Source organism: Streptomyces sp. PSU-S4-23 (assembly GCF_055632315.1).
The window spans coordinates 6394584-6413137 of sequence record NZ_JBVMUU010000002.1; the positions used below are offsets into that span (position 1 = coordinate 6394584).

General features: G+C 71.1%; 16 protein-coding genes. 11 read left to right on the forward strand and 5 right to left on the reverse strand.

Features of this window, described 5'->3' with window-relative positions; translation table 11 throughout:
• Window positions 1–248: 248 nt before the first annotated feature.
• The 3 genes from ACZ79I_RS29195 to truB are packed head-to-tail and all read left to right on the forward strand — an operon-like array spanning window position 249 to window position 1935.
• A complete protein-coding gene (locus tag ACZ79I_RS29195; protein WP_381079379.1) occupies window positions 249–542 on the forward strand; it encodes a DUF503 domain-containing protein in 294 nt (97 codons plus the stop codon).
• A 38-nt stretch (window positions 543–580) separates the two neighbouring features.
• Entirely contained in the window at window positions 581–1033 is a 453-nt protein-coding gene (gene rbfA / locus ACZ79I_RS29200; RefSeq protein ID WP_471500988.1) for a 30S ribosome-binding factor RbfA, read from the forward strand.
• Complete coding sequence (gene truB / locus ACZ79I_RS29205) at window positions 1030–1935, forward strand: tRNA pseudouridine(55) synthase TruB (protein ID WP_471500990.1); 906 nt, start codon at window positions 1030–1032, stop codon at window positions 1933–1935. The genes rbfA and truB overlap by 4 nt, the downstream gene beginning before the upstream one ends.
• A 276-nt stretch (window positions 1936–2211) precedes the next feature.
• On the opposite strand, the gene ACZ79I_RS29210 is transcribed toward truB, so the two are convergent.
• Window positions 2212–3030 carry an alpha/beta fold hydrolase gene (locus tag ACZ79I_RS29210; protein WP_471500992.1) on the reverse strand — a complete coding sequence of 273 codons (819 nt, stop codon included), beginning with the start codon at window positions 3028–3030 and terminating at the stop codon, window positions 2212–2214.
• A gap of 95 nt (window positions 3031–3125) precedes the next feature.
• On the reverse strand, window positions 3126–3791 hold the full coding sequence (locus tag ACZ79I_RS29215; protein WP_471500994.1) for a DUF4097 family beta strand repeat-containing protein: 666 nt from the start codon (window positions 3789–3791) through the stop codon (window positions 3126–3128).
• A gap of 451 nt (window positions 3792–4242) precedes the next feature.
• On the opposite strand from ACZ79I_RS29215, the gene ACZ79I_RS29220 reads away from it, so the two are divergent.
• On the forward strand, window positions 4243–5232 hold the full coding sequence (locus ACZ79I_RS29220; protein ID WP_471500996.1) for a bifunctional riboflavin kinase/FAD synthetase: 990 nt from the start codon (window positions 4243–4245) through the stop codon (window positions 5230–5232).
• A gap of 111 nt (window positions 5233–5343) precedes the next feature.
• Here ACZ79I_RS29220 and ACZ79I_RS29225 read toward each other — a convergent pair whose 3' ends face one another.
• The 3 genes from ACZ79I_RS29225 to eccE form a co-directional block, all read right to left on the reverse strand.
• Entirely contained in the window at window positions 5344–8400 is a 3057-nt protein-coding gene (locus tag ACZ79I_RS29225) for an SCO5717 family growth-regulating ATPase (protein WP_471500998.1), read from the reverse strand.
• 370 nt (window positions 8401–8770) lie between these two features.
• On the reverse strand, window positions 8771–9556 hold the full coding sequence (locus ACZ79I_RS29230; RefSeq protein ID WP_471500999.1) for a hypothetical protein: 786 nt from the start codon (window positions 9554–9556) through the stop codon (window positions 8771–8773).
• On the reverse strand, window positions 9553–10881 hold the full coding sequence (gene eccE, locus ACZ79I_RS29235) for a type VII secretion protein EccE (protein WP_471501001.1): 1329 nt from the start codon (window positions 10879–10881) through the stop codon (window positions 9553–9555). The genes ACZ79I_RS29230 and eccE overlap by 4 nt, the downstream gene beginning before the upstream one ends.
• Window positions 10882–11078: 197 nt before the next feature.
• On the opposite strand from eccE, the gene eccB reads away from it, so the two are divergent.
• The 7 genes from eccB to ACZ79I_RS29270 all read left to right on the forward strand — a co-directional run bounded on the left by eccB (window position 11079) and on the right by ACZ79I_RS29270 (window position 18472).
• The gene (gene eccB, locus ACZ79I_RS29240) at window positions 11079–12605 is read left to right on the forward strand and encodes a type VII secretion protein EccB (protein WP_471501003.1); all 1527 of its coding nucleotides are present in this window, start codon (window positions 11079–11081) and stop codon (window positions 12603–12605) included.
• 46 nt (window positions 12606–12651) lie between these two features.
• Window positions 12652–13932, forward strand: coding sequence for a type VII secretion-associated serine protease mycosin (gene mycP / locus ACZ79I_RS29245; protein ID WP_471501005.1), 1281 nt, complete (start codon window positions 12652–12654; stop codon window positions 13930–13932).
• Between the two features lie 241 nt (window positions 13933–14173).
• Complete coding sequence (locus ACZ79I_RS29250) at window positions 14174–14608, forward strand: hypothetical protein (RefSeq protein ID WP_471501007.1); 435 nt, start codon at window positions 14174–14176, stop codon at window positions 14606–14608.
• Complete coding sequence (locus ACZ79I_RS29255) at window positions 14608–16311, forward strand: WXG100 family type VII secretion target (RefSeq protein WP_471501009.1); 1704 nt, start codon at window positions 14608–14610, stop codon at window positions 16309–16311. The genes ACZ79I_RS29250 and ACZ79I_RS29255 overlap by 1 nt, the downstream gene beginning before the upstream one ends.
• Window positions 16312–16423: 112 nt before the next feature.
• Window positions 16424–17602 carry a S8 family serine peptidase gene (locus ACZ79I_RS29260; RefSeq protein ID WP_471505302.1) on the forward strand — a complete coding sequence of 393 codons (1179 nt, stop codon included), beginning with the start codon at window positions 16424–16426 and terminating at the stop codon, window positions 17600–17602.
• 145 nt (window positions 17603–17747) lie between these two features.
• Complete coding sequence (locus ACZ79I_RS29265; RefSeq protein ID WP_471501011.1) at window positions 17748–18089, forward strand: WXG100 family type VII secretion target; 342 nt, start codon at window positions 17748–17750, stop codon at window positions 18087–18089.
• Between the two features lie 80 nt (window positions 18090–18169).
• Window positions 18170–18472 (forward strand): WXG100 family type VII secretion target, encoded by a 303-nt coding sequence (locus ACZ79I_RS29270; RefSeq protein WP_471501013.1) that lies wholly within the window; start codon window positions 18170–18172, stop codon window positions 18470–18472.
• The last annotated feature ends 82 nt before the right edge of the window (window positions 18473–18554 follow it).

Consider the following 18554-nt stretch of genomic DNA (forward strand, 5'->3'; position numbering starts at 1 on the left):
TCCCCGTCGGCCGCCCCTTGCCGTCCCGGGGGCTGCCGCCCCCGGGTGCCGTTCACCGACGGCGGTGCGGCGGGTGAGCCCACCCCCCGGCGGCCCGGACGGCCTCGTCCGCGCCGCCGGGCGGGCCTTCCCCCGCCCGGGAAAACCCCGTCGAGTCGATCCGGTGTTCGTTGTACGGTTTTCGTGTCCCTGCCCATAGCGGCGGCGGGGCCATCGATCCCGTACCGGCGGGTCATCCGGATACATCCATGTACGTGGGGACCCTGTCCTTCGACCTCCTCCTCGGCGACGTACGGTCGCTGAAGGAGAAGCGCTCCATAGTCCGCCCGATCGTCGCCGAACTCCAGCGGAAGTACGCGGTGAGCGCGGCCGAGGTGGACCACACGGATCTCCATCGGCGGGCCTGCATCGGCCTTGCGGCGGTCTCCGGCGACGCCGGGCACCTGACCGACGTACTGGACCGGTGCGAGCGGCTGGTCGCCGGGCGCCCCGAGGTGGAGCTGCTGTCCGTCAGACGGCGCTTCCACGGCGACGACGACTGAACCGAGAACACAGACAGGAAAGAACGGGAGACGGACCAGTGGCCGACAACGCGCGGGCGAAGAGGCTGGCGGACCTCATCCGAGAGGTGGTGGCCCAGAAGCTGCAGCGCGGGATCAAGGACCCGCGGCTCGGCTCGCATGTCACCATCACGGACACCCGGGTGACGGGAGATCTGCGGGAGGCGACCGTCTTCTACACCGTGTACGGGGACGAGGAGGAGCGGAAGGCCGCCGCGGCCGGCTTGGAGAGCGCCAAGGGCATCCTGCGCTCCGAGGTCGGACGGGCGGCCGGCGTGAAGTTCACGCCCACCCTCACCTTCGTCGCGGACGCACTCCCGGACACCGCCCGGACCATCGAGGACCTCCTCGACAAGGCGCGTGAGTCCGACGCGAAGGTACGCGAGGCGGCCACGGGCGCCTCGTACGCCGGTGACGCGGACCCGTACCGCAAGCCCGGCTCCCCCGACGAGACGGACGACACCGCCGAATGACCCACAAGCACACCGCGCCCGACGGCCTCGTCATCGTCGACAAGCCGTCGGGCTTCACTTCGCACGACGTGGTCGCCAAGATGCGCGGGATCGCGAAGACGCGGCGCGTCGGCCACGCCGGCACCCTCGACCCGATGGCGACCGGAGTGCTCGTCCTCGGCGTCGAACGGGCCACCAAGCTCCTCGGGCACCTCGCCCTCACGGAGAAGGAGTACGTCGGCACCATCCGGCTCGGCCAGACCACCGTGACGGACGACGCCGAGGGGGAGATCACCTCGTCGGCGGACGCCTCCGGGCTCACGCGCGACGCCGTCGACGCCGGCATCGCCAAGCTGACCGGCGACATCATGCAGGTGCCGTCGAAGGTCAGCGCCGTCAAGATCGACGGGGTGCGGTCGTACAAGCGGGCGCGGGACGGCGAGGACTTCGAGATCCCGGCGCGGCCGGTCACCGTCTCCTCCTTCGCGGTCCACGACGTGCGGGACGCCGTCGCCGAGAACGGCACCCCGGTGCGCGACCTGCTGGTGTCCGTGGTCTGCTCGTCCGGCACCTACATCCGGGCCCTCGCCCGCGATCTGGGCGCCGACCTGGGCGTCGGCGGACACCTCACAGCACTGCGGCGCACCCGGGTCGGGCCCTACAAGCTCGACTCCGCGCGCACCCTGGACCAGCTCCAGCAGGAGCTGACCGTGATGCCGGTCGCCGAGGCCGCCGAGGCCGCCTTCCCCCGCTGGGACCTGGACGCCAGGCGGGCACGGCTGCTCAGCAACGGCGTGCGTCTGGAGATGCCCGACGCGTATGCGGGCGCCGGACCCGTCGCCGCGTTCGACCCGCAGGGCCGGTTCGTCGCGCTCGTGGAGGACCAGAAGGGCAAGGCGAAGAGCCTGGCCGTGTTCGGCTGACGGCCTGCCGTGGAGCGGCGGTCACGGGGCCGAGCCGCCGCTCCACGGTCCCCCTCGGTTCCCCCTCCAGAGGTGTATCCATCCCCACCGGGCTATTCACCCCATCGAGCAGGCGCTCGGAGTGAACCGAGGGGGCGGAAGGGGGCGCGTTCGTCACGAGCTCTGCCCCGCTGAGCTGTCCCGCTGATCACCGGCTGCCCCCTCGCCCAGGTACTACGGCTGCAAACCCGGTGTGACCCGGCTCGACGCGTCAACGACCAGACCGCCGGGACCGGGTCACCGCCCCCCGCGGGCGAGGGCGGCGACCTCCCGTACGGCCTCGGCGACGGCCGGGGAGTCCTTCTTGAGGATCGCGCCGTGGTTGCTGGTGACCTTCGCGCTGATCTGGATGTTCGCGTTGCGGGCGGTCACCGCACCGAGGCTGGTGCGTATCCGTTCCTGCTCGTCACCGCGGCTGCCGAGGGACGTCCCCGAAGCGACCACGTATCGCACCGGCACGGTGATGCCGTCCAGCACGGGGCCCAGCTCACCCTCGCGGGAGATCACGCCGAGCTCGATGTTGCTGTTCGCCATCTGTTCGGCGTTCATCCGCGGGGTCAGTCCCGTCGGGCGCAGCAGCGGCATGCACCAGGCCCACTGCCGGAACTGCTTTCGGATCCGCCGCTCCATGGCCTCGTCGAGCCAGTCGTACGGGAAGGCACCGTCGACCAGAACCGCGCCCAGGGCACGCTCCGGCTTCCGGCCGGCCCAGTGCGCCGCGACGAACGCCCCGTAGGACCAGCCCACCACCAGGGCCCGGTCCACACCCCTGGCCGCGAGAACCGCATCGACATCCCGGACGGCGGCCTCGAAGGAATAGTCCGCCGAACGCTTCGACTTCCTGCCGCGAGCGCGCTCGTCGTAGGTGATGTGCCGCCACCCGGTCCCCAGTTCGGCGATGACCCGCCGCCAGTACCCCTGAGTGGCGAACTGGCCGTTGAGGTAGACCACCGGGATACCGGGACCCCCGGTGTCGGTGACGGCCAGGGCCGTGTCGTCGACCGGCACCATGCCGGTCCACTTCGAACCGGTCGAGGAAGTGCTGCTCTTCGTCATGTGTTCCCCCTGGTTACGTGACGGCAGGATCTCGATCGCGGTGGATCGGTCGATCGCTGGATCCGGCCGGACGGTCCTGGTCTCGGTCTGCTTCTTCAGAGGCTGCGGGCGGTGATGTCGCCGTGGGAGGTGGTGGCGCGGATGTCGAGTGCCGTGGTGCCGTCGTTCTTGAGGGCGTTGCTGATGCGGCCGCGGGCGGTGTCGGCGTCCAGGGCGGCCGAGACGCCGACGGCGGCGCCGACGGAAATGTCGCCGGACTGGGTGCGCAGCACGAGCGCGCCGCGCGTGGCCTCGTTGATCCGGATGTCGCCCCTCGTGGTGCTGATCTCCGCGGGGCCGCCCAGCCGGCCGACCTCGATGTCGCCGTCGACCGCGGTGAGACGGACGCTCGCGGCCTCATCGATCTTGATCTGGCCGCACGCGCCTTCGAAGGCGACGTCGCCGAGGCGGCCCACGCCGCGAAGCTCGGAGGCGAGGGCCCTGGCCTCGACTCGGGACCCCGCGGGCAGCCGGACGGTGACCTCCAGGGACCCGGAGGGGCCGAGGAGGCGGTTCTTGGGCTCGGGGGTGCGGATCCGCAGAACGCCGTCGGCGTAGGTGACGGTGGTCTGCTCGGCGGTCTGGACGTCGCGGCTCTTGGAGGAGTCGGCGGGCAGGACCTCGACTGCGGTGTCGGCGCGGTCGGCGCCGATGAACTGGACGCGTCCGGCGGGGATGTCCAGGACGGCGGAGATCGGGGCGGGGGTGTCGAACTTCTGCATCGTGCTCTCCCGTTGGTGGCTCGCTGCTTTCCTCTATTGGAAACGCTACGTTGCTTTCCGGGTCATGACAACGTCTAAGTTGCATGGAATCGTCGATCGTGCAGGCAGAGGTCGTAAATTCATTGCAATCGCCTTGGTGATAATGCAACGAAATCCGTCCTGGTCATTGCAATGAGTGAGAAGTGAACGCTATGGGGAGGCGATCAGGGACCACCACGAAGGACCGTCGGGGAGATCGCGGTGGAGGGCCGCCCTGGTCGGTCCGGGCGCCCGCCGCGTGATCGAGAGCCTTGCGATCCCAGGGGTCCCGGACTGATCACCGCCGCCCCGGAATCCCGCGTGCCCCCCGTCACAGCCATGATGCCGATGCGGGCCGAGGCCCCCGGGCATGGCACCCTTAGACCTGCGTAAGAGGCATAGACGGACACGGGTTCGACGAGGAGCGGTCACAGTGCAGCGCTGGCGTGGCTTGGAGGACATCCCCGAGGACTGGGGGCGCAGCGTCGTCACCATCGGCTCCTACGACGGGGTCCACCGGGGACACCAGCTGATCATCCGGCACGCCGTGGAGCGCGCCCGCGAGCTGGGCGTCCCCTCGGTGGTCGTCACCTTCGACCCGCACCCCAGCGAGGTCGTGCGCCCCGGCAGCCACCCGCCGCTGCTCGCCCCGCACCACCGCCGCGCCGAACTGATGGCGGGGCTGGGCGTCGACGCGGTTCTCATCCTGCCCTTCACCACGGAGTTCTCCCGGCTCTCGCCGGCCGACTTCGTGGTCAAGGTCCTGGTGGACAAGCTGCACGCCAAGGCCGTGGTGGAGGGCCCGAACTTCCGCTTCGGCCACAGGGCCGCCGGGAACGTGGAGTTCCTGGCCGAACTGGGCAAGACCTACGACTTCGAGGTCGAGGTGGTGGACCTCTATGTGACCGGTGATGCCGGCGGGGGCGAGCCCTTCTCCTCCACCCTGACCCGGCGGCTCGTCGCCGAGGGCGACGTCGAGGGCGCGCACGAGATCCTCGGGCGTCCGCACCGGGTCGAGGGCGTGGTCGTGCGCGGCGCCCAGCGAGGCCGCGAGCTCGGTTTCCCGACCGCCAACGTCGAGACGCTGCCGCACACCGCGATCCCCGCCGACGGCGTCTACGCGGGCTGGCTGCACGTCGGGGGCGAGGCGATGCCGGCCGCGATCTCGGTCGGCACCAACCCGCAGTTCGACGGGACCGAGCGGACGGTGGAGGCGTACGCCATCGACCGGGTGGGACTGGAGCTGTACGGGCTGCATGTGGCCGTGGACTTCCTCGCGTTCGTCCGCGGCCAGGCCAGGTTCGAGTCGCTGGACGCCCTGATGGAACAGATGGCCGAGGACGTGAAGCGCTGCCGGGAGCTGATCGCCGCCCACGATGCGGCACGTGACGGGACGCGTGACGGAGCACACGACGTGGGGTGAGCCGGCGAACGGCCTCGCTCGATCGTCGTACGAGAGGGGGCGGCCCGTGCCTGCCGGCGTGGGCCGCCCCCTCTCGTACCGTCGCCCCCCACCCGGGAGAGCGGCGGCCGCCTACTGCTGGGGCGGCGACGGGGGCGGAGGCGTGGTCTGGCCCGGATACGGCTGCGGCGGATACGGCTGGGCCGGAGCGTAGTGCTGCCCGGGCTGGTGCTGGGGCTGTGCGGCCTGGCCGGGCTGCGGGTACCCCGGGGCGGGCTGACCGGGGACCTGCTGCCCCGGCGTCTGGCCGGGCGCGGGATGCCCGGGCAGGGGCTGTCCGGGAATCTGGCCGGGCAGCGGCGGGGCGGCGACGGGGGGCGGGTTGCCGTCCGACGTCCACAGGCCGTGCGACTGCTGGTGCCGCGCGATGTCCTCCGCGACCATCGCGGCCAGCGTGAAGTACGCCTCCCGCACCTTCGGCCGCATCATGTCGAGGTCGACCTCCGCGCCCGCCGCCAGATGCTCGTCGAACGGCACGACCACGACACCGCGGCAGCGGGTCTCGAAGTGCGCGACGATGTCCTCCACCTTGATCATCTTGCCGGTCTCGCGGACCCCGGAGATGACGGTGATGGACCGCGCCACCAGATCCGCGTACCCGTGCGCGGACAGCCAGTCCAGCGTCGTGCTCGCGCTGCTCGCACCGTCGACCGACGGGGTTGAGATGATGATCAGCTGGTCGGCCAGGTCCAGCACCCCGCGCATCGCGCTGTACAGCAGACCGGTGCCGGAGTCGGTGAGGATGATCGGGTACTGCCTGCCGAGCACGTCGATCGCGCGGCGGTAGTCCTCGTCGTTGAAGGTCGTGGAGACCGCAGGGTCCACGTCGTTGGCGATGATCTCCAGGCCGGAGGGCGCCTGAGAGGTGAACCGCCGGATGTCCATGTACGAGTTGAGGTACGGAATCGCCTGGACCAGGTCGCGGATGGTGGCGCCGGTCTCGCGGCGCACACGGCGGCCGAGCGTACCGGCGTCCGGGTTGGCGTCGATCGCGAGGATCTTGTCCTGCCGCTCGGTCGCGAGCGTGGCGCCCAGCGCGGTGGTCGTGGTCGTCTTGCCGACGCCGCCCTTGAGGCTGATGACGGCGATGCGGTAGCACGACAGCACCGGCGTGCGGATCAGCTCCAGCTTCCGCTGCCGCTCGGCCTCCTCCTTCTTGCCGCCGAGCTTGAACCGGCCACCGCCGCCGACCGGACGGCTGCTCTTCGTCTTCTGTTTCTTGTTGTTGAGCAGCCGGTCGGAGGACAGCTCCACCGCGGCGGTGTAACCGAGGGGCGCGGCACCGGGGTTGGTCGGCTGCCGCTGGTCGTGCTGCACCGGCTGCGGCCAGGCGGCACCCGTGCGGGGGTCGACCGGGGGCTGCGGCTGGGCGCCGCCCTGCTGTCCCTGCTGTCCCTGCTGGGGGAAGCCATAGCCGCCCTGCGGGGGCACGGGGGCGGCGGCCGGCTGCGGGAACCCGTAACCGGCCTGGGGGACCGGGGGCGGCGGGGCGGCCGGCTGCGGTGCCTGGGTGCCGGGGGCCGGAGCTGGGGCAGGGGCAGGGGCAGCCTGGGCGGGCGGAGCGGGCGGACCGGGCGGGGTGGGCGCCGGAGCGCCCGGGCCCTGCTGGGGGACGCCCTGCTGGGGGAAGCCATAGCCGCCCTGCGGGGGGACCGGGGCGGCGCCCTGCTGCGGGAACCCGTAACCGGGCTGCTGGGCAGAGGCGTTGGGCGCCGGGGGAGCCGGGACTCCCGACGGGGGGAAGCCGTAGCCGGCCTGCGCGGGCGGTGCGCCGGCGGGCGTGCCCGGCGCGGCCTGCTGCCAGGCGGCCGGGGCGGACTGGGGCGCCTGCGGCTGGAACGGCTGCTGCTGCGGCGGCACCGGGGGCTGCGGCTGAACGCCGGCCTGCGCCGCCGGGGCGGGCTGCGGGGCGGGCGGCACCGCGTCGGCGGGCTGCGGTCCGGCGGGCCACTGCGCCGCCGGACCGGGCGCGGCCGGCTGGTAGGCGGGCGGCAACGGCGGAACCGTGCTCTGCGGCACCGGCGGCGGCGTCCAGCCCTGCGACGGCTGCGCGCTCCCGGGGGTGTCCGAAGCGGTGGGCACGGCGGGGGGCCCGGCGGCCGCGTCGGGCTGCGGTGCGGCGGGCGTGTCCGTCTGCGGTGCGGCGGGCGCGGCGTCCGAGGAGGGGGAGCCGGACCCACCGGCGTCGTCGGAGTCCTCCGAGGTCCCGGCGGCGGGGGCCGGGGGCGTGATCCCCGCCCCGGTGGCCTCAGAGGGCACGGAATCACCGGTGGGCCCGGCCTCACCCTCGCCTCCTCGCGCCGCCTCCGCCGCCGGGCCGTTGTCTCCCGCGGCATCACCGGAGGCGTCGGCCGCCTTGCCCGCGTCCCGCGCGGCGGAACCCGCGCCGCCTGCGGCACCGGTGCCGTCCTCGGCCGCCGAGGCGCCGGGCCCCTGGGGCTCGTCCGACGCCGGAGCGGCGGCGCCCGCCGGAGGCGCGGTCAACTCGAAGTCGCCGGCCTCTCCCGACTCCGGTTCCCCGGGCGAGGCGTCGGCCGCGCCGGCCGCGTCGGCCCCGACGTCCCCTGCGGCCTCGCCCGCCGCGGCGAGATGCTCGAACTCCCGCTTGAGCGCGACCGGGGAGAACCGCATGGTGGCGCCGCTCTCCACGTCTCCGCCCGACGGCTCGGCCGCGGGCGCGTCGGCCGGCGGCGTCCACACGGGAAAGCCGTCGCCGGACGCGGCGTCGGGCAGACCGCCGACCGGTTCGCCCACCGGCACCGGCACCGGCACCGGAGGCGCGGCCGCCGGCGGAACGGCGGGCGGGGGCGGGGCCACGCCGGCGTCTGCGGAGGGAGCCGGCGGTGCCGGGGCAACAGGCGCCGACGGAGCGGCCTCCGGCAGAACGGGTGCCGGTGGCGCGGGCTCCGACGGAACGGGTGCCGGTGGCGCGGGCGGAACCGGTCCGGCCGGAGACTCCGCTGAGGCCGCCGTGTCCGCCGCACCCCCGGACGCGTTCTGCGTGTACCAGGCGGGTGGCGCGTAGTCGATGGTGAACTCGCCCGTCATGTCGATGGCGGACTCGGCGTCGGACTGGTCATCGTCGGGTGAACCCCAGCCCGCGCGCATCCCGTTCCGATCGCTGTTCACAGTTCCTCCTGGTGTGGTCGAGCACCCTCATGCCGTGCTGGGGCGACCGCTCTCGTTGTACGAAGTCGTCCGACGCCGTCCGATTCCGCCCGGCAATCCCCCTGGGGCGCGGACGGCCCGCCACAGGTTCCGGTGGGACGCCCACTCCCAGCCTAATCACCACGAGCGCCCCCACGGCAGGTCTGTCCGTCCCTCCGTACCCGCCCGGCGGGCCGCAACCCGCCCGCACCTGACGGGCGTTCGGACACCGGCCGTTCACCGGCCGGGCGCCACCGGTGAACAAACCGGGCGAAAGACGGGGAGCGAACCGGTCGCAACCACCGCAGGACCGGCGGCGGTCAGGGCCCGTCGAATCCGCTGCCGCTCCCGCTCAGTCCATCCTCCGTGGCGTACCCAACAATCCGGTCTCGGCATCCGTCGGCCGCGTCACCACATACTGCCGGTCGCGGGCGCCACACCACAGGGTGACGCCGTCGTGCAGGGTCGGCAGCGTCTCGACATCGGCCCCGGGCAGGCCCAAGGTGCGTCCCACCTCCGCCGCCTCGTCCGGCGAGACCCGCTGCACCCCGACGAGCCTCGCCTGCCGCATCAGCCGCGGTGCGGCCGGGCTGAGATAGGGCAGCAGCGTCAGCACGGCCTGCCAGGGGCCGGAGACGACACGCCCGCGCGGCGGCCGCATCCCGCAGTCCCGCACCACCAGCACCGGTTGGCCCGCCGACGCGCCCTGCGGCGGCACGCGCCCCACGTCGTACACGCTCAGGCCGTTCTGCCCGCCGCCCATGGCGTGCACCATCTGCATCCAGTGCTGGGCCCGCCCGGTCTCCACGGCCACCCGGGCACCGGTCGCCGCCGCCCGCAGGGCGAGCACCTGGGCGGTCCACAGCCCGCCGATCAGGACGACGTCGTACGGGGTGGGCCGGTTGAGCCCGAGCACGGCGGGCTGCCCCTCGCCGTCCACGCCGACGACGACCCCGTCGTCCCCGACGGGCAGCGCGAGGGAGTCCAGTTCCACCGCGGACAGCGCATGCCGCCCGTGCCGGGGCCCCACCAGCCCGAACCCGCTGCGCACCCGGTCGCGCAACCGGCCCCCGGCCCGGGGCTCCCCGGCGGGGGAGCCGTGCGCGCCCGCCACCGGGGCCGTGGCGTCGGCGGTCACCGGGCACCTCCCAGCGGCAGCGTGGCGAGCACGCCGGGCAACTGCTCGCGATCGAGCCGGGCCAGCCCCGCACCGGCCCGGCGCGCGGCGTCCTCCAACGCCCTGCGCGCGGCGACCAGTTCCTCGTCGCTGCGGCCGGTCACCCGCAGATGACCGGCGAGCGCCACCTCCCCGCGCTCCCCGCGGCCGAGGGTGAGACTGAACGTCGTGGCCAGCGCCGGAACGGCCGTGAGCAGCGCGACCAGCTGGTGCAACGAAGGCCCCCGGCCGCCGAGCTGAGGCCAGCGCCGTATCCAGTACGTGGTGTGCCGGCGGTTGTCGCAGCGCCAGCTCCGGCCGGACTCCTCGGTCCGCCGCTGCGGCACATCGGCCCGTCCCGCCTCGGCCGTCACCAGGGGGTTGGCACAAGTGGAGGTGGCGACGGCGGCGATCAGCTCCTCCTCGTTCAGTACCGTGACCCGGAATCCGGCTCCGGTGAGCCGACTGGCCAGGTGGTCGGCCACCCGCACGACGCACTTCTGCGCCCCCGTCAGCCCGCCGCCCCGCGCGGCGACGGCCTCCGGACACAGCTCCGGATCGAGCTTGAGCGCGATCCAGGTGATCCGCACGGCGGGTGCCCCCGTCTCGGCCTGCAACGGTGCGTAGTTGCTGACGGCGACGGACTGCCGCGGCAGATGTATCGCGGGGGAGGGCTGGGTGTGCAGCACGATCTGCGCGGACTCCGAGCGGATGCCGTCCACGTCGAGGGCGTCCCGCACCAGCCGCAGCGGCAACGGCTGCCGGTTCCGCTCGGCCCGCAGCGCCGTTGCGTCGGCCTCGACCTGCAGCACGGCGGTCACGAAGGTCCCGTCCCCGATGATCCCGACGGGCCGCCGGTCCCTGCCGCCGTACGCGTACGTACGCAGACTCGGATCGCACTCGACGGCGGGCGCCAGGCCCGGCTCGGTGCCCGGCGGGACATCGGCGGTCCTCCTCTGGCGGGCCCGCAACGCCCGTACGGTCGCCAGCCATTCGGGAAGCGAGCGACCCCGACGACGCACGACGGCCGGCAGCACCAGCGCCGACGCCACCACGGCCGCGGGGACCAGCCCCAGGGGACCCGAGGCCCAGCCGACGAGCAGCACGGCAGCCGCCAGCTCCAGCAGCACGACCCGTTGCAGACGGAACGAACCGCCCCTGCCCGTGCGGGAGGTGAGGGCGGGTGAGACGGCGCCCCGCGCGGCACCCTGAGAGCTCGGCGCCTGTCGCTGCGGCGCCGAACCCGACGGAGCACCATCACGCGACCCGGCCCGGTCGCGTGGGCGCGTCCGCATGCCCGAAGCCATCACGTCATCCCCCCGTTTGTGCTCACAACTCGCCGGAACCAGACCACCGCAGAAGGCCCTTGAGGGCCCAGGTACCCTACCCGCTCCAGGAAGGCGCCCCCGTACCAGGCATAGTAGGGGGCGGGTCCGACAACGGAGGCGGGGGAACGTGATCCCCGGGCGCCGTCCGCGCGAACCACGGGGAGAAACGGGCACAGATGGCATCTCGGCGGGACCAGCTCAACGCCTACACCTTCGCGAAGCGACGCATGCTCGCGGCCTTTCTGCAGCCTTCACCCGACGGCTCGGACGAAGGCGCACCGAGACCGCTGCGCGCGGTGCTGCCCGGTGTCATCGTGGGCGTGGTCGTCATGGCCGTGTTCGGGGCCTGGGGGATGTTCAAACCCACGGCGCCGCAGGGCTGGGACGTCCCCGGTGAGAAGGTGATCATCGCGAGCAAGTCCACCACGCGCTACGTCGTGCTCAAGACCGGCAAGACCGTCCAGCTCCACCCGGTCCTGAACATGGCGTCCGCGAAGCTGGTCCTCGACACGGGCAAGGGCGACGTCGTCACTGTCGACGAGTCGGTCCTCGACAACGGCGGCATCCCGCACGGCGTCACCATCGGCATCCCGTACGCCCCCGACCGGCTGCCCTCCGGCAAGGAGGCGGGCGCCGCGAAGCGCTGGGCCGTCTGCGAGCGCCCGGGCCCCGGCGGCAGGACCATCCAGAAGGCCGCGTTCGTCCTCGCGGCCCGCGACAAGGACAAGACCGAGGGCCGCAAGGAGAAGCTGCGCGGCGGCGACCTCCTGTACGTCGTGGCGCCGGACGGGACCCGCTACGTCGTCGACGCGCGCGGAACGGCCTACAAGGTGAACCCCGCGGACAAGCTGCTGCTCAGCACCATCGTCGGTGCGGACCGCGAACCTCAGCGGGTGACGCAGGAATGGATCGGTACCCTCCACACCGGTGATCCGGTCACCTTCCCGGCGATCAACGGCACGCCGGGCGCCGCGGCCGGGGCCCCCGGTCAGCTGGACACCCGGGCCAACCGCGTCGGCATGGTGCTCCGGGCGCCGGTCAACACCAAGGAGCAGTACTACGTGGTCCTGCAGGGCCGCGTCGCGCCCGTCTCCGACTTCGTCGCCGAACTGCTCCTGGCCAGCGAGGACCTGGTCAGGCTGGGTCAGGCCGGACACGCACAGGAGGTGAGTCCGGGCGCGATCGAGCCCGGGGCGGCCTTCGGCGCCGAACACAAGTGGCCGACCGAGAAGTCCACCGCCGTCAACGACGCGTCGGCCACGGGCGGCGGCCGCAACACCATCTGCAACGTGCTGCGCGACGTCGACCCCCACGACGGCTCCACCACGCTGAGCACATGGGCGGGAACCGCTTTCCCGGCGGTGCTGGCCACCGGGTCGACCAGCGCCTACGTCACTCCGGGCTCGGGCCAGCTCTTCCGCCAGTTCAAGGGCACCGAGACGAAGGCCGGCAGCGTCTTCCTGGTCACCGACACGGGCCTGCGCTACGCCCTGCAGTCCAACAGCGACAGCGCCACCGACGACCAGGGCATCGGCACCTCCGCCCGGCAGCGCGAGGAGGAGCTGAACCAGTCCAGGATCGCCCAGACCCGCCTCGGATACGCGGACGTGGACCCGGCACCGATCCCGGCCGAGTGGTCGACGTTCCTGCCGACGGGCCCACGGCTGTCGGAAGCGGCGGCGCGGCAGCCGCAAGGTTCCTGAGACGACGACTGGCAGGGAGCAGGAGGCCATGCAGGAGCGCCACCTCATGAACGGCACAAGGGAACCGCTGCGTACCGCCACGACGCGCGCCGTGGTCGCGACCGCCGCCACGGCACTCACGGCGGCGGCATCGGTTCTCTCCCTGCCGCCGTCGTCGGCCCGCGCGGACGCCGGTGACCAGTGCACCTTTCCTTCGAAGAAGTACGAGGGCCGCCCCTGGGCGCTGCAACGCGTCAATCTCGACGAACTGTGGGCCCAGTCCACGGGCAAGGGCGTCAGCGTGGCGGTGATAGACACCGGGGTCGACATCAAGAACCCCCAACTCGCCCACGCGGTCGACGCGTCCAGGGGCAGGAACTACCTGCCACCCAAGAACGCCAAGGGCGAGAAGATCGACCGCGGCGACCACCAGGGCACCACCGACACCGTCGGCCACGGCACCCGCGTGGCCGGCATCATCGCGGCCCGCCCCGCCAGGGGAACCGGCTTCGTGGGCCTGGCCCCCGACGCGACGGTCATCCCCGTCAAGCAGAACGACGCGGAGGGTGACGGCACGGCCGCCACCCTCGCGACAGCCATCCGTTACGCGGTCCAGGCGGGCGCCGGCGTCATCAACATCTCCCAGGACACGGCCAACGCCGTCGAACCCGACTCCCGGCTGAAGCAGGCGGTCGACTACGCCCTCAGCCGACAGGTCGTGGTCGTCGCCTCGGCGGGCAACGACGGCCTGGGCGGCAACGTCAAGGTCACCTACCCAGCCTCGTACGAGGGGGTCCTGGCGGTGGCGGCATCGGACCGCAACAACGAACGAGCCCCGTTCTCCCAGTCGGGAGACTTCGTGGGCGTGGCCGCCCCCGGCGTCGACATGATCTCCACCGTCCCCGGCAACGGCCACTGCGCGGACAACGGCACCAGCTTCTCGGCCCCCTACGTGGCGGCGGTGGCCGCCCTCCTGAAGGCCAAGTACCCCAAGTGGACGGCCCGCGAGATCGTGGCCCAGATCGAGCAGACGGCGGAACGCTCGATCGCCGGCCACGACCGCCTGGTCGGCTGGGGCGTGGTCGACCCGGTCAAGGCCCTCACGGACGTGGACCCGGTGAAACCCGTGGAGTCCCCCCAGGCCCAAGAGGGCATGACGAAGGCCGAAGGCCCCTACGTCCCGCCCCTCCACCTCGGCGAGACACCGGACGAACGCAACGCACGCCTGGCCACGTACGTGGCAGTGGGCACTGCGGTGTCGGCGGCCGGCCTCGCGGGCGCGGCGGTGGCGATCCGGGACGCACGCCGAAGGACCCGACGGCGGTCGCCCTTCTCCACGTCAGCTTGAGTACCCGTACTCAGGCACCCGCCGCCGGCGCTGGCCTAGTGTGGAGTGCAGACGCCAAGGGCACTGGCGCGCCGAGGCATGGAGGCGATGAGCTGAAGCCCGATCAGCTTGTGACACACCCCTCTGGTAAGCCAGTTGGGGCTGTCGGTGCGAAAGACTAGAGTGTTCTGGCTGCGGACGCGAACGCTTGAGCGGTGCAGTCGCCCGGGGCGGGCGACGAACAACGGGGAGGGAAGGCATCGTGCTTCCTGCGGACATGGGCGGGGGCGCTGCCGACGTGCGGCGTGGCCTGATGGCGCTGTCGACGTTCAAGAAGCGCGTGGACGACCTGCTCACCGCCTTCGAGAACTCGGCGGGCGGCTCGTCGAAGGTCGCGGCTCACAGCCTGTCGGAGTCCGCGTTCGGCATGGGCGAGTTCCCGGAAGCGAAGGCGCTCCACCGGGAGTACGAGCGAGTCCACGAGCGCATCACGGCGCTGTCCAAGTCGCTCGGCCTCCAGCTGGAGGCGATGCAGATCGCCGTCCACGGCGTGGACGTCACCTTCGACAACCTCGAAGAAGACCTCCGATACCGATTCCACGAGATCCGCACCGAGGTCAACCAGGCACGCGAAGAGATGCTGAACGAGCGGACCAAACGCGATAACAACGCCGACCACACTGACGCGGGGTACTGATGAGCGGCGACGAGAAGCAGCCGGACCTCCACAAGGCGGAACACCAGAAGGCCGCCCAGCAGAACGGCACCCTCGACGCGGTCATGGATATGACCAAGGTGATCAACCCCTGGGGCCCCAAGCAGGGTTTCCACTTCGGCGGGACCAGCTTCGAGGACTACGACCTCAACGAGATGATCGACATCGTCGAGTCCGCGAATCCGGAGCTTCTGGAGAACGCCGGCACGGCCCTCGTCGACGCCCGGGACGCCATCAGCAAGGCCGCCGACGAACTGAGCACCAACCTGGGAGGCGTCGACTGGGAAGGCGAGGCCCACACCGCGTTCTCGACCTGGGGCAACGACCTGGTCACCACGGCCCTGGCGCTCGCCGATTACGCCGACGTGGTGGGCACACAGGTCATGGCGGCCGGCTCCGGACTCGCCTCGGTACGCAAGTCCATGCCACCGCGCGACACCCGCACCGACCGCACGCCGCTCCGCGACATTCCCGAGGCGGAGCAGGTCGACAGCAACGACGCGTACACGGCGGCGGTGAAGGCCGAGAGCCACCGGCAGGAAGCCATCAACCAGATGTACCGGTTGGCGTCGTACTACACGGTGTCGGGCGGGGCGATGCAGGCGGCTGAGGAGCCGGTGTTTCCGAAGATGCCGGATGCGGGGGTGCCGGCGCCGCCGCCGGACATTGGTTTGATCAGAGGCAAACCGATCCCGACGTTTCTTCCGGCTGTGAGTGAGCCTGGAAGCGCAGGCCATCAACCTGCAGACTCAGCGGTGACGCGACCGCGTGCGCAGGATCTGTCCTCGCCCCATAGGTCCGTGGGCGAGCCTGTCGGGCACCTGGAACACCACGTCGGCACAGAGATCGACAGCGTCGGTACGTTGCCGCCACAGGGGACCGTGAAGCCGACGTCAATCACTCCGCCGTCGACGACAGGTCCCACCGCGAATAATCTAGGAATGGCCCCTCCCTTGCTGCCTGTTGTGGGCCCCCCTGCCTCGCAAGGGCCGACCAGGCGTACGTCCGGGTTCGGCGGCATCCCGGGAACCAAAGCTACTGCTTCGGCGCAGGGCCGAGTCCGCGGTACGACGGGCCGCGCCCCGATAGGGCGAGGAACCGGTCCGATGGGACCGATGGGACGTGCCGCCGTGCCCGGGCAGGCAAGCGGCCGTACGGCTGGTCCGATGGGGCGAGGCGTGGTCGGCGGGGTGCCGAAGGCTGGGGGACCAGCGGCCAAGCAGTCTGGCGGAGTGCCACGCGGTCCAGTCACCGGCATGGGCGCCACGAATCCTGGGCGTACAGGCTCTGGGCGCGGCGGTATGGGGCTTCCTGCCGATGGCGTCGTCGGTGGGAAGCCCGTTACCGGGTCTGCCCCTGGAGCCAACGGTTCCAGGGTGCCACGTGGCACGGTAGTCGGTGGTGAGGGTGTGCCGGCCTCGCGCGTCACGGGCGAGAGGCCCGGCCGGCGTGGGGTGGTCGGAGCCCCTAGTCCGACGACGGGCGCGGGACAGGCATCTCGCCGCCCCGTCGCCAGTTCTGAGGGCGTAGTCGGGACGCCGAAGGGACGAACTGCCGGGACCAGGAGCAGTGGAGTCAAGCCTGGCGGTGCCGGCGCGGCGTATGGCCCTGAAGGCAATCAGGGGGCGGGTGAGACGCGTTCGCGACGTGAGGAGCGGCGCGACGGGCCGTCATCGACCGACTGACCGGACAAGAGCGAGGACAGACAGAGGCATGGTGTCAGGGATCATCCGACGCGGCGGGTGGAGTGCGCCTTTCGTGGGACGAAACGGAAGACGGGTATCCACCGTCTGTTCAATGCTTGGCGCCTTGGCCGTACTGTCGGTAGGCCTCGCACCGATTGCGATGGCTGCCGATGGCCGGTCCCAGCAGTGGTACCTGTCGGCGATGAAGGCTGACGAAATGTGGAAGGTGAGCACCGGCCAGGGCGTCAAGGTGGCTGTTGTCGATTCGGGAGTCAACCCCGATACGCCTTCACTGAAGGGGCAGGTGCTCGCTGGCGAGGTGCCGAAATCCGTCGGCTACAAGGCGACTGAGGACTACGACGGCCATGGGACGAGTATGGCCGAACTGATCGTTGGTACTGGCGCCGATGGCGGCTTGAGGGGACTGGCTCCCGGGGCGAAGGTGGTTCCTTATCGGATTGCATCGCACGGATTGAAGAGTGCAAGCGAGACCCGGAAGGCCCCTGCACTGACGGATGTGATCAGAGCAATCGCAGATAGCGATGTCAAGATCATCAGCATGTCTTTCACCGAGGACATCAGTAGGCCAGACGTCCTGGCGGCAATCAAGTATGCCCAGTCCAAAGGCAAGTTGATGATTGCGGGCACTGGTAATGACGCGATAGGGAAGAATTTCATCGGGTACCCAGCCGCCTACCCCTACGTAGTAGGGGTTGCCGCAGCAGACGAGTCTGGAAGGGTCGGAAAATTCTCAGAACATGGTAACTACGTCGATCTGGCCTCCCCTGGTCTGAACGTACCCACTTGGTGTGACAACACGTTCCGCTCCTACTGCCCAGGCCAGGGCACCAGCCAAGCCACGGCCATCGCCTCAGCCTCCGCCGCCCTCATCTGGTCCGCCCACCCCGACTGGACGGCCAACCAGGTGCTCGCCAGCCTGATCGACACCGCCGGACGTGACTGGCCGAAGGACAAGCCGAGCACATACCTCGGCTACGGACTGATCCGCCCCCGCAAGGTGTTGGGGAACCCCCGCTTCAACCCCGGTGCGGCCGACACCGACCCGCTTGTCAAGGAGAACGCGGCGGGCGTCACAGACGACTCACCCTCTGCCGCCTCAACCTCGTCCCAGCCGGCAAAGAACCCTTCAGGCGGCCGGGCCTCGGCGGCAGAATCAAGCTCCGGCACCTCCGACAACACCACGTTGTGGACGGCCCTCGGAGCCGTGGCGGCCGTACTGGTGATCGGAGGCGGTGCCTTCGCGGTGATCCGTTCACGGCGAGGTGCATGACGTCCCACGCACGACTCGCCCGCACAACTGACCAGTCACACGGAACGGTCCTGACGTCGGCCGGCGGAAATGCGGCGAGCAACGCGGCACCCCACTCGGTGACGCGCGGAAACGAACCACAGCTCTCACGAAAGGGAGTGCCGAAATGGCCGACGGCCGCAAGCTTGACGAAGGTCAGGTTCAGAGGCTTCAGACGGAAGTCATCGATCGATACGACAGCATCAGGCAGTCGCTCGCGAAGCTGCAGGGAACGATCGACATGATCGAGAGGGCGTGGACGGGCCAGGGCGCCAACGCGTTCAACTCGAAGCAGTCAGAGATCAACACCCACATGGTCGGGATCGGCAAAATGCTCGATGACTTCCTTGAGGGCATCCACATGACCAAGACCGACAAGCGCAACCTTGAGGACCAGATCCAGGCCGACATGGCCAAGATCTCGGTCGAGGATCTCGGTGGGAAGACGTCGGCGCTCAACAGCTACTGACGAGCCATTGGCGGGATTGAGCCGCACCGCCGTTCGGGCCGTCACGTCCGGCTGAAAAACGTCAATGAAACGAGGGAAACATGTCCGGAGCCCACTACGAGGACCTTGCCGTCAAGTACGGCACCCTGGACGCGCTCGCCACCGAGCTCGGCGACCAGGCCAAGAAGCTCGAGGAGGACCTCGAAGCCCTGAAGAAGGCCGTGCTCGACGTGTCCGCGGGCTGGGGCGGCGACGCGCACGACGAGTTCGCCAAGAAGGCCCATGTATGGGACGGCCACGCCCGGGCCATCCACTCGGCGCTGGTCCAGATCTCGCAGCGGGTCCACACCGCCGGTGGTGACTACCGGGGCGGGGACTTGAAGGGCGCGAGCTACTTCATGTAGAGGCGCGTACAACGCGGAACCAGGGTGGGCACGCACGGGAGGTGCCCACCCTGTGCTGTATGCGCTGTTCGGCAGTTCGCCA

Bases quoted from the DNA above. Each gene is read 5' to 3' on its own strand.
- truB (WP_471500990.1), top strand. From the start codon at position 1,030: ATGACCCACAAGCACACCGCGCCCGACGGCCTCGTCATCGTCGACAAG.
- ACZ79I_RS29255 (WP_471501009.1), top strand. From the start codon at position 14,608: ATGAGCGGCGACGAGAAGCAGCCGGACCTCCACAAGGCGGAACACCAG.
- ACZ79I_RS29195 (WP_381079379.1), top strand. From the start codon at position 249: ATGTACGTGGGGACCCTGTCCTTCGACCTCCTCCTCGGCGACGTACGG.
- ACZ79I_RS29215 (WP_471500994.1), bottom strand. From the start codon at position 3,791: ATGCAGAAGTTCGACACCCCCGCCCCGATCTCCGCCGTCCTGGACATC.
- mycP (WP_471501005.1), top strand. From the start codon at position 12,652: ATGAACGGCACAAGGGAACCGCTGCGTACCGCCACGACGCGCGCCGTG.
- ACZ79I_RS29265 (WP_471501011.1), top strand. From the start codon at position 17,748: ATGGCCGACGGCCGCAAGCTTGACGAAGGTCAGGTTCAGAGGCTTCAG.
- ACZ79I_RS29210 (WP_471500992.1), bottom strand. From the start codon at position 3,030: ATGACGAAGAGCAGCACTTCCTCGACCGGTTCGAAGTGGACCGGCATG.
- ACZ79I_RS29260 (WP_471505302.1), top strand. From the start codon at position 16,424: ATGCTTGGCGCCTTGGCCGTACTGTCGGTAGGCCTCGCACCGATTGCG.
- ACZ79I_RS29270 (WP_471501013.1), top strand. From the start codon at position 18,170: ATGTCCGGAGCCCACTACGAGGACCTTGCCGTCAAGTACGGCACCCTG.
- eccB (WP_471501003.1), top strand. From the start codon at position 11,079: ATGGCATCTCGGCGGGACCAGCTCAACGCCTACACCTTCGCGAAGCGA.
- eccE (WP_471501001.1), bottom strand. From the start codon at position 10,881: ATGGCTTCGGGCATGCGGACGCGCCCACGCGACCGGGCCGGGTCGCGT.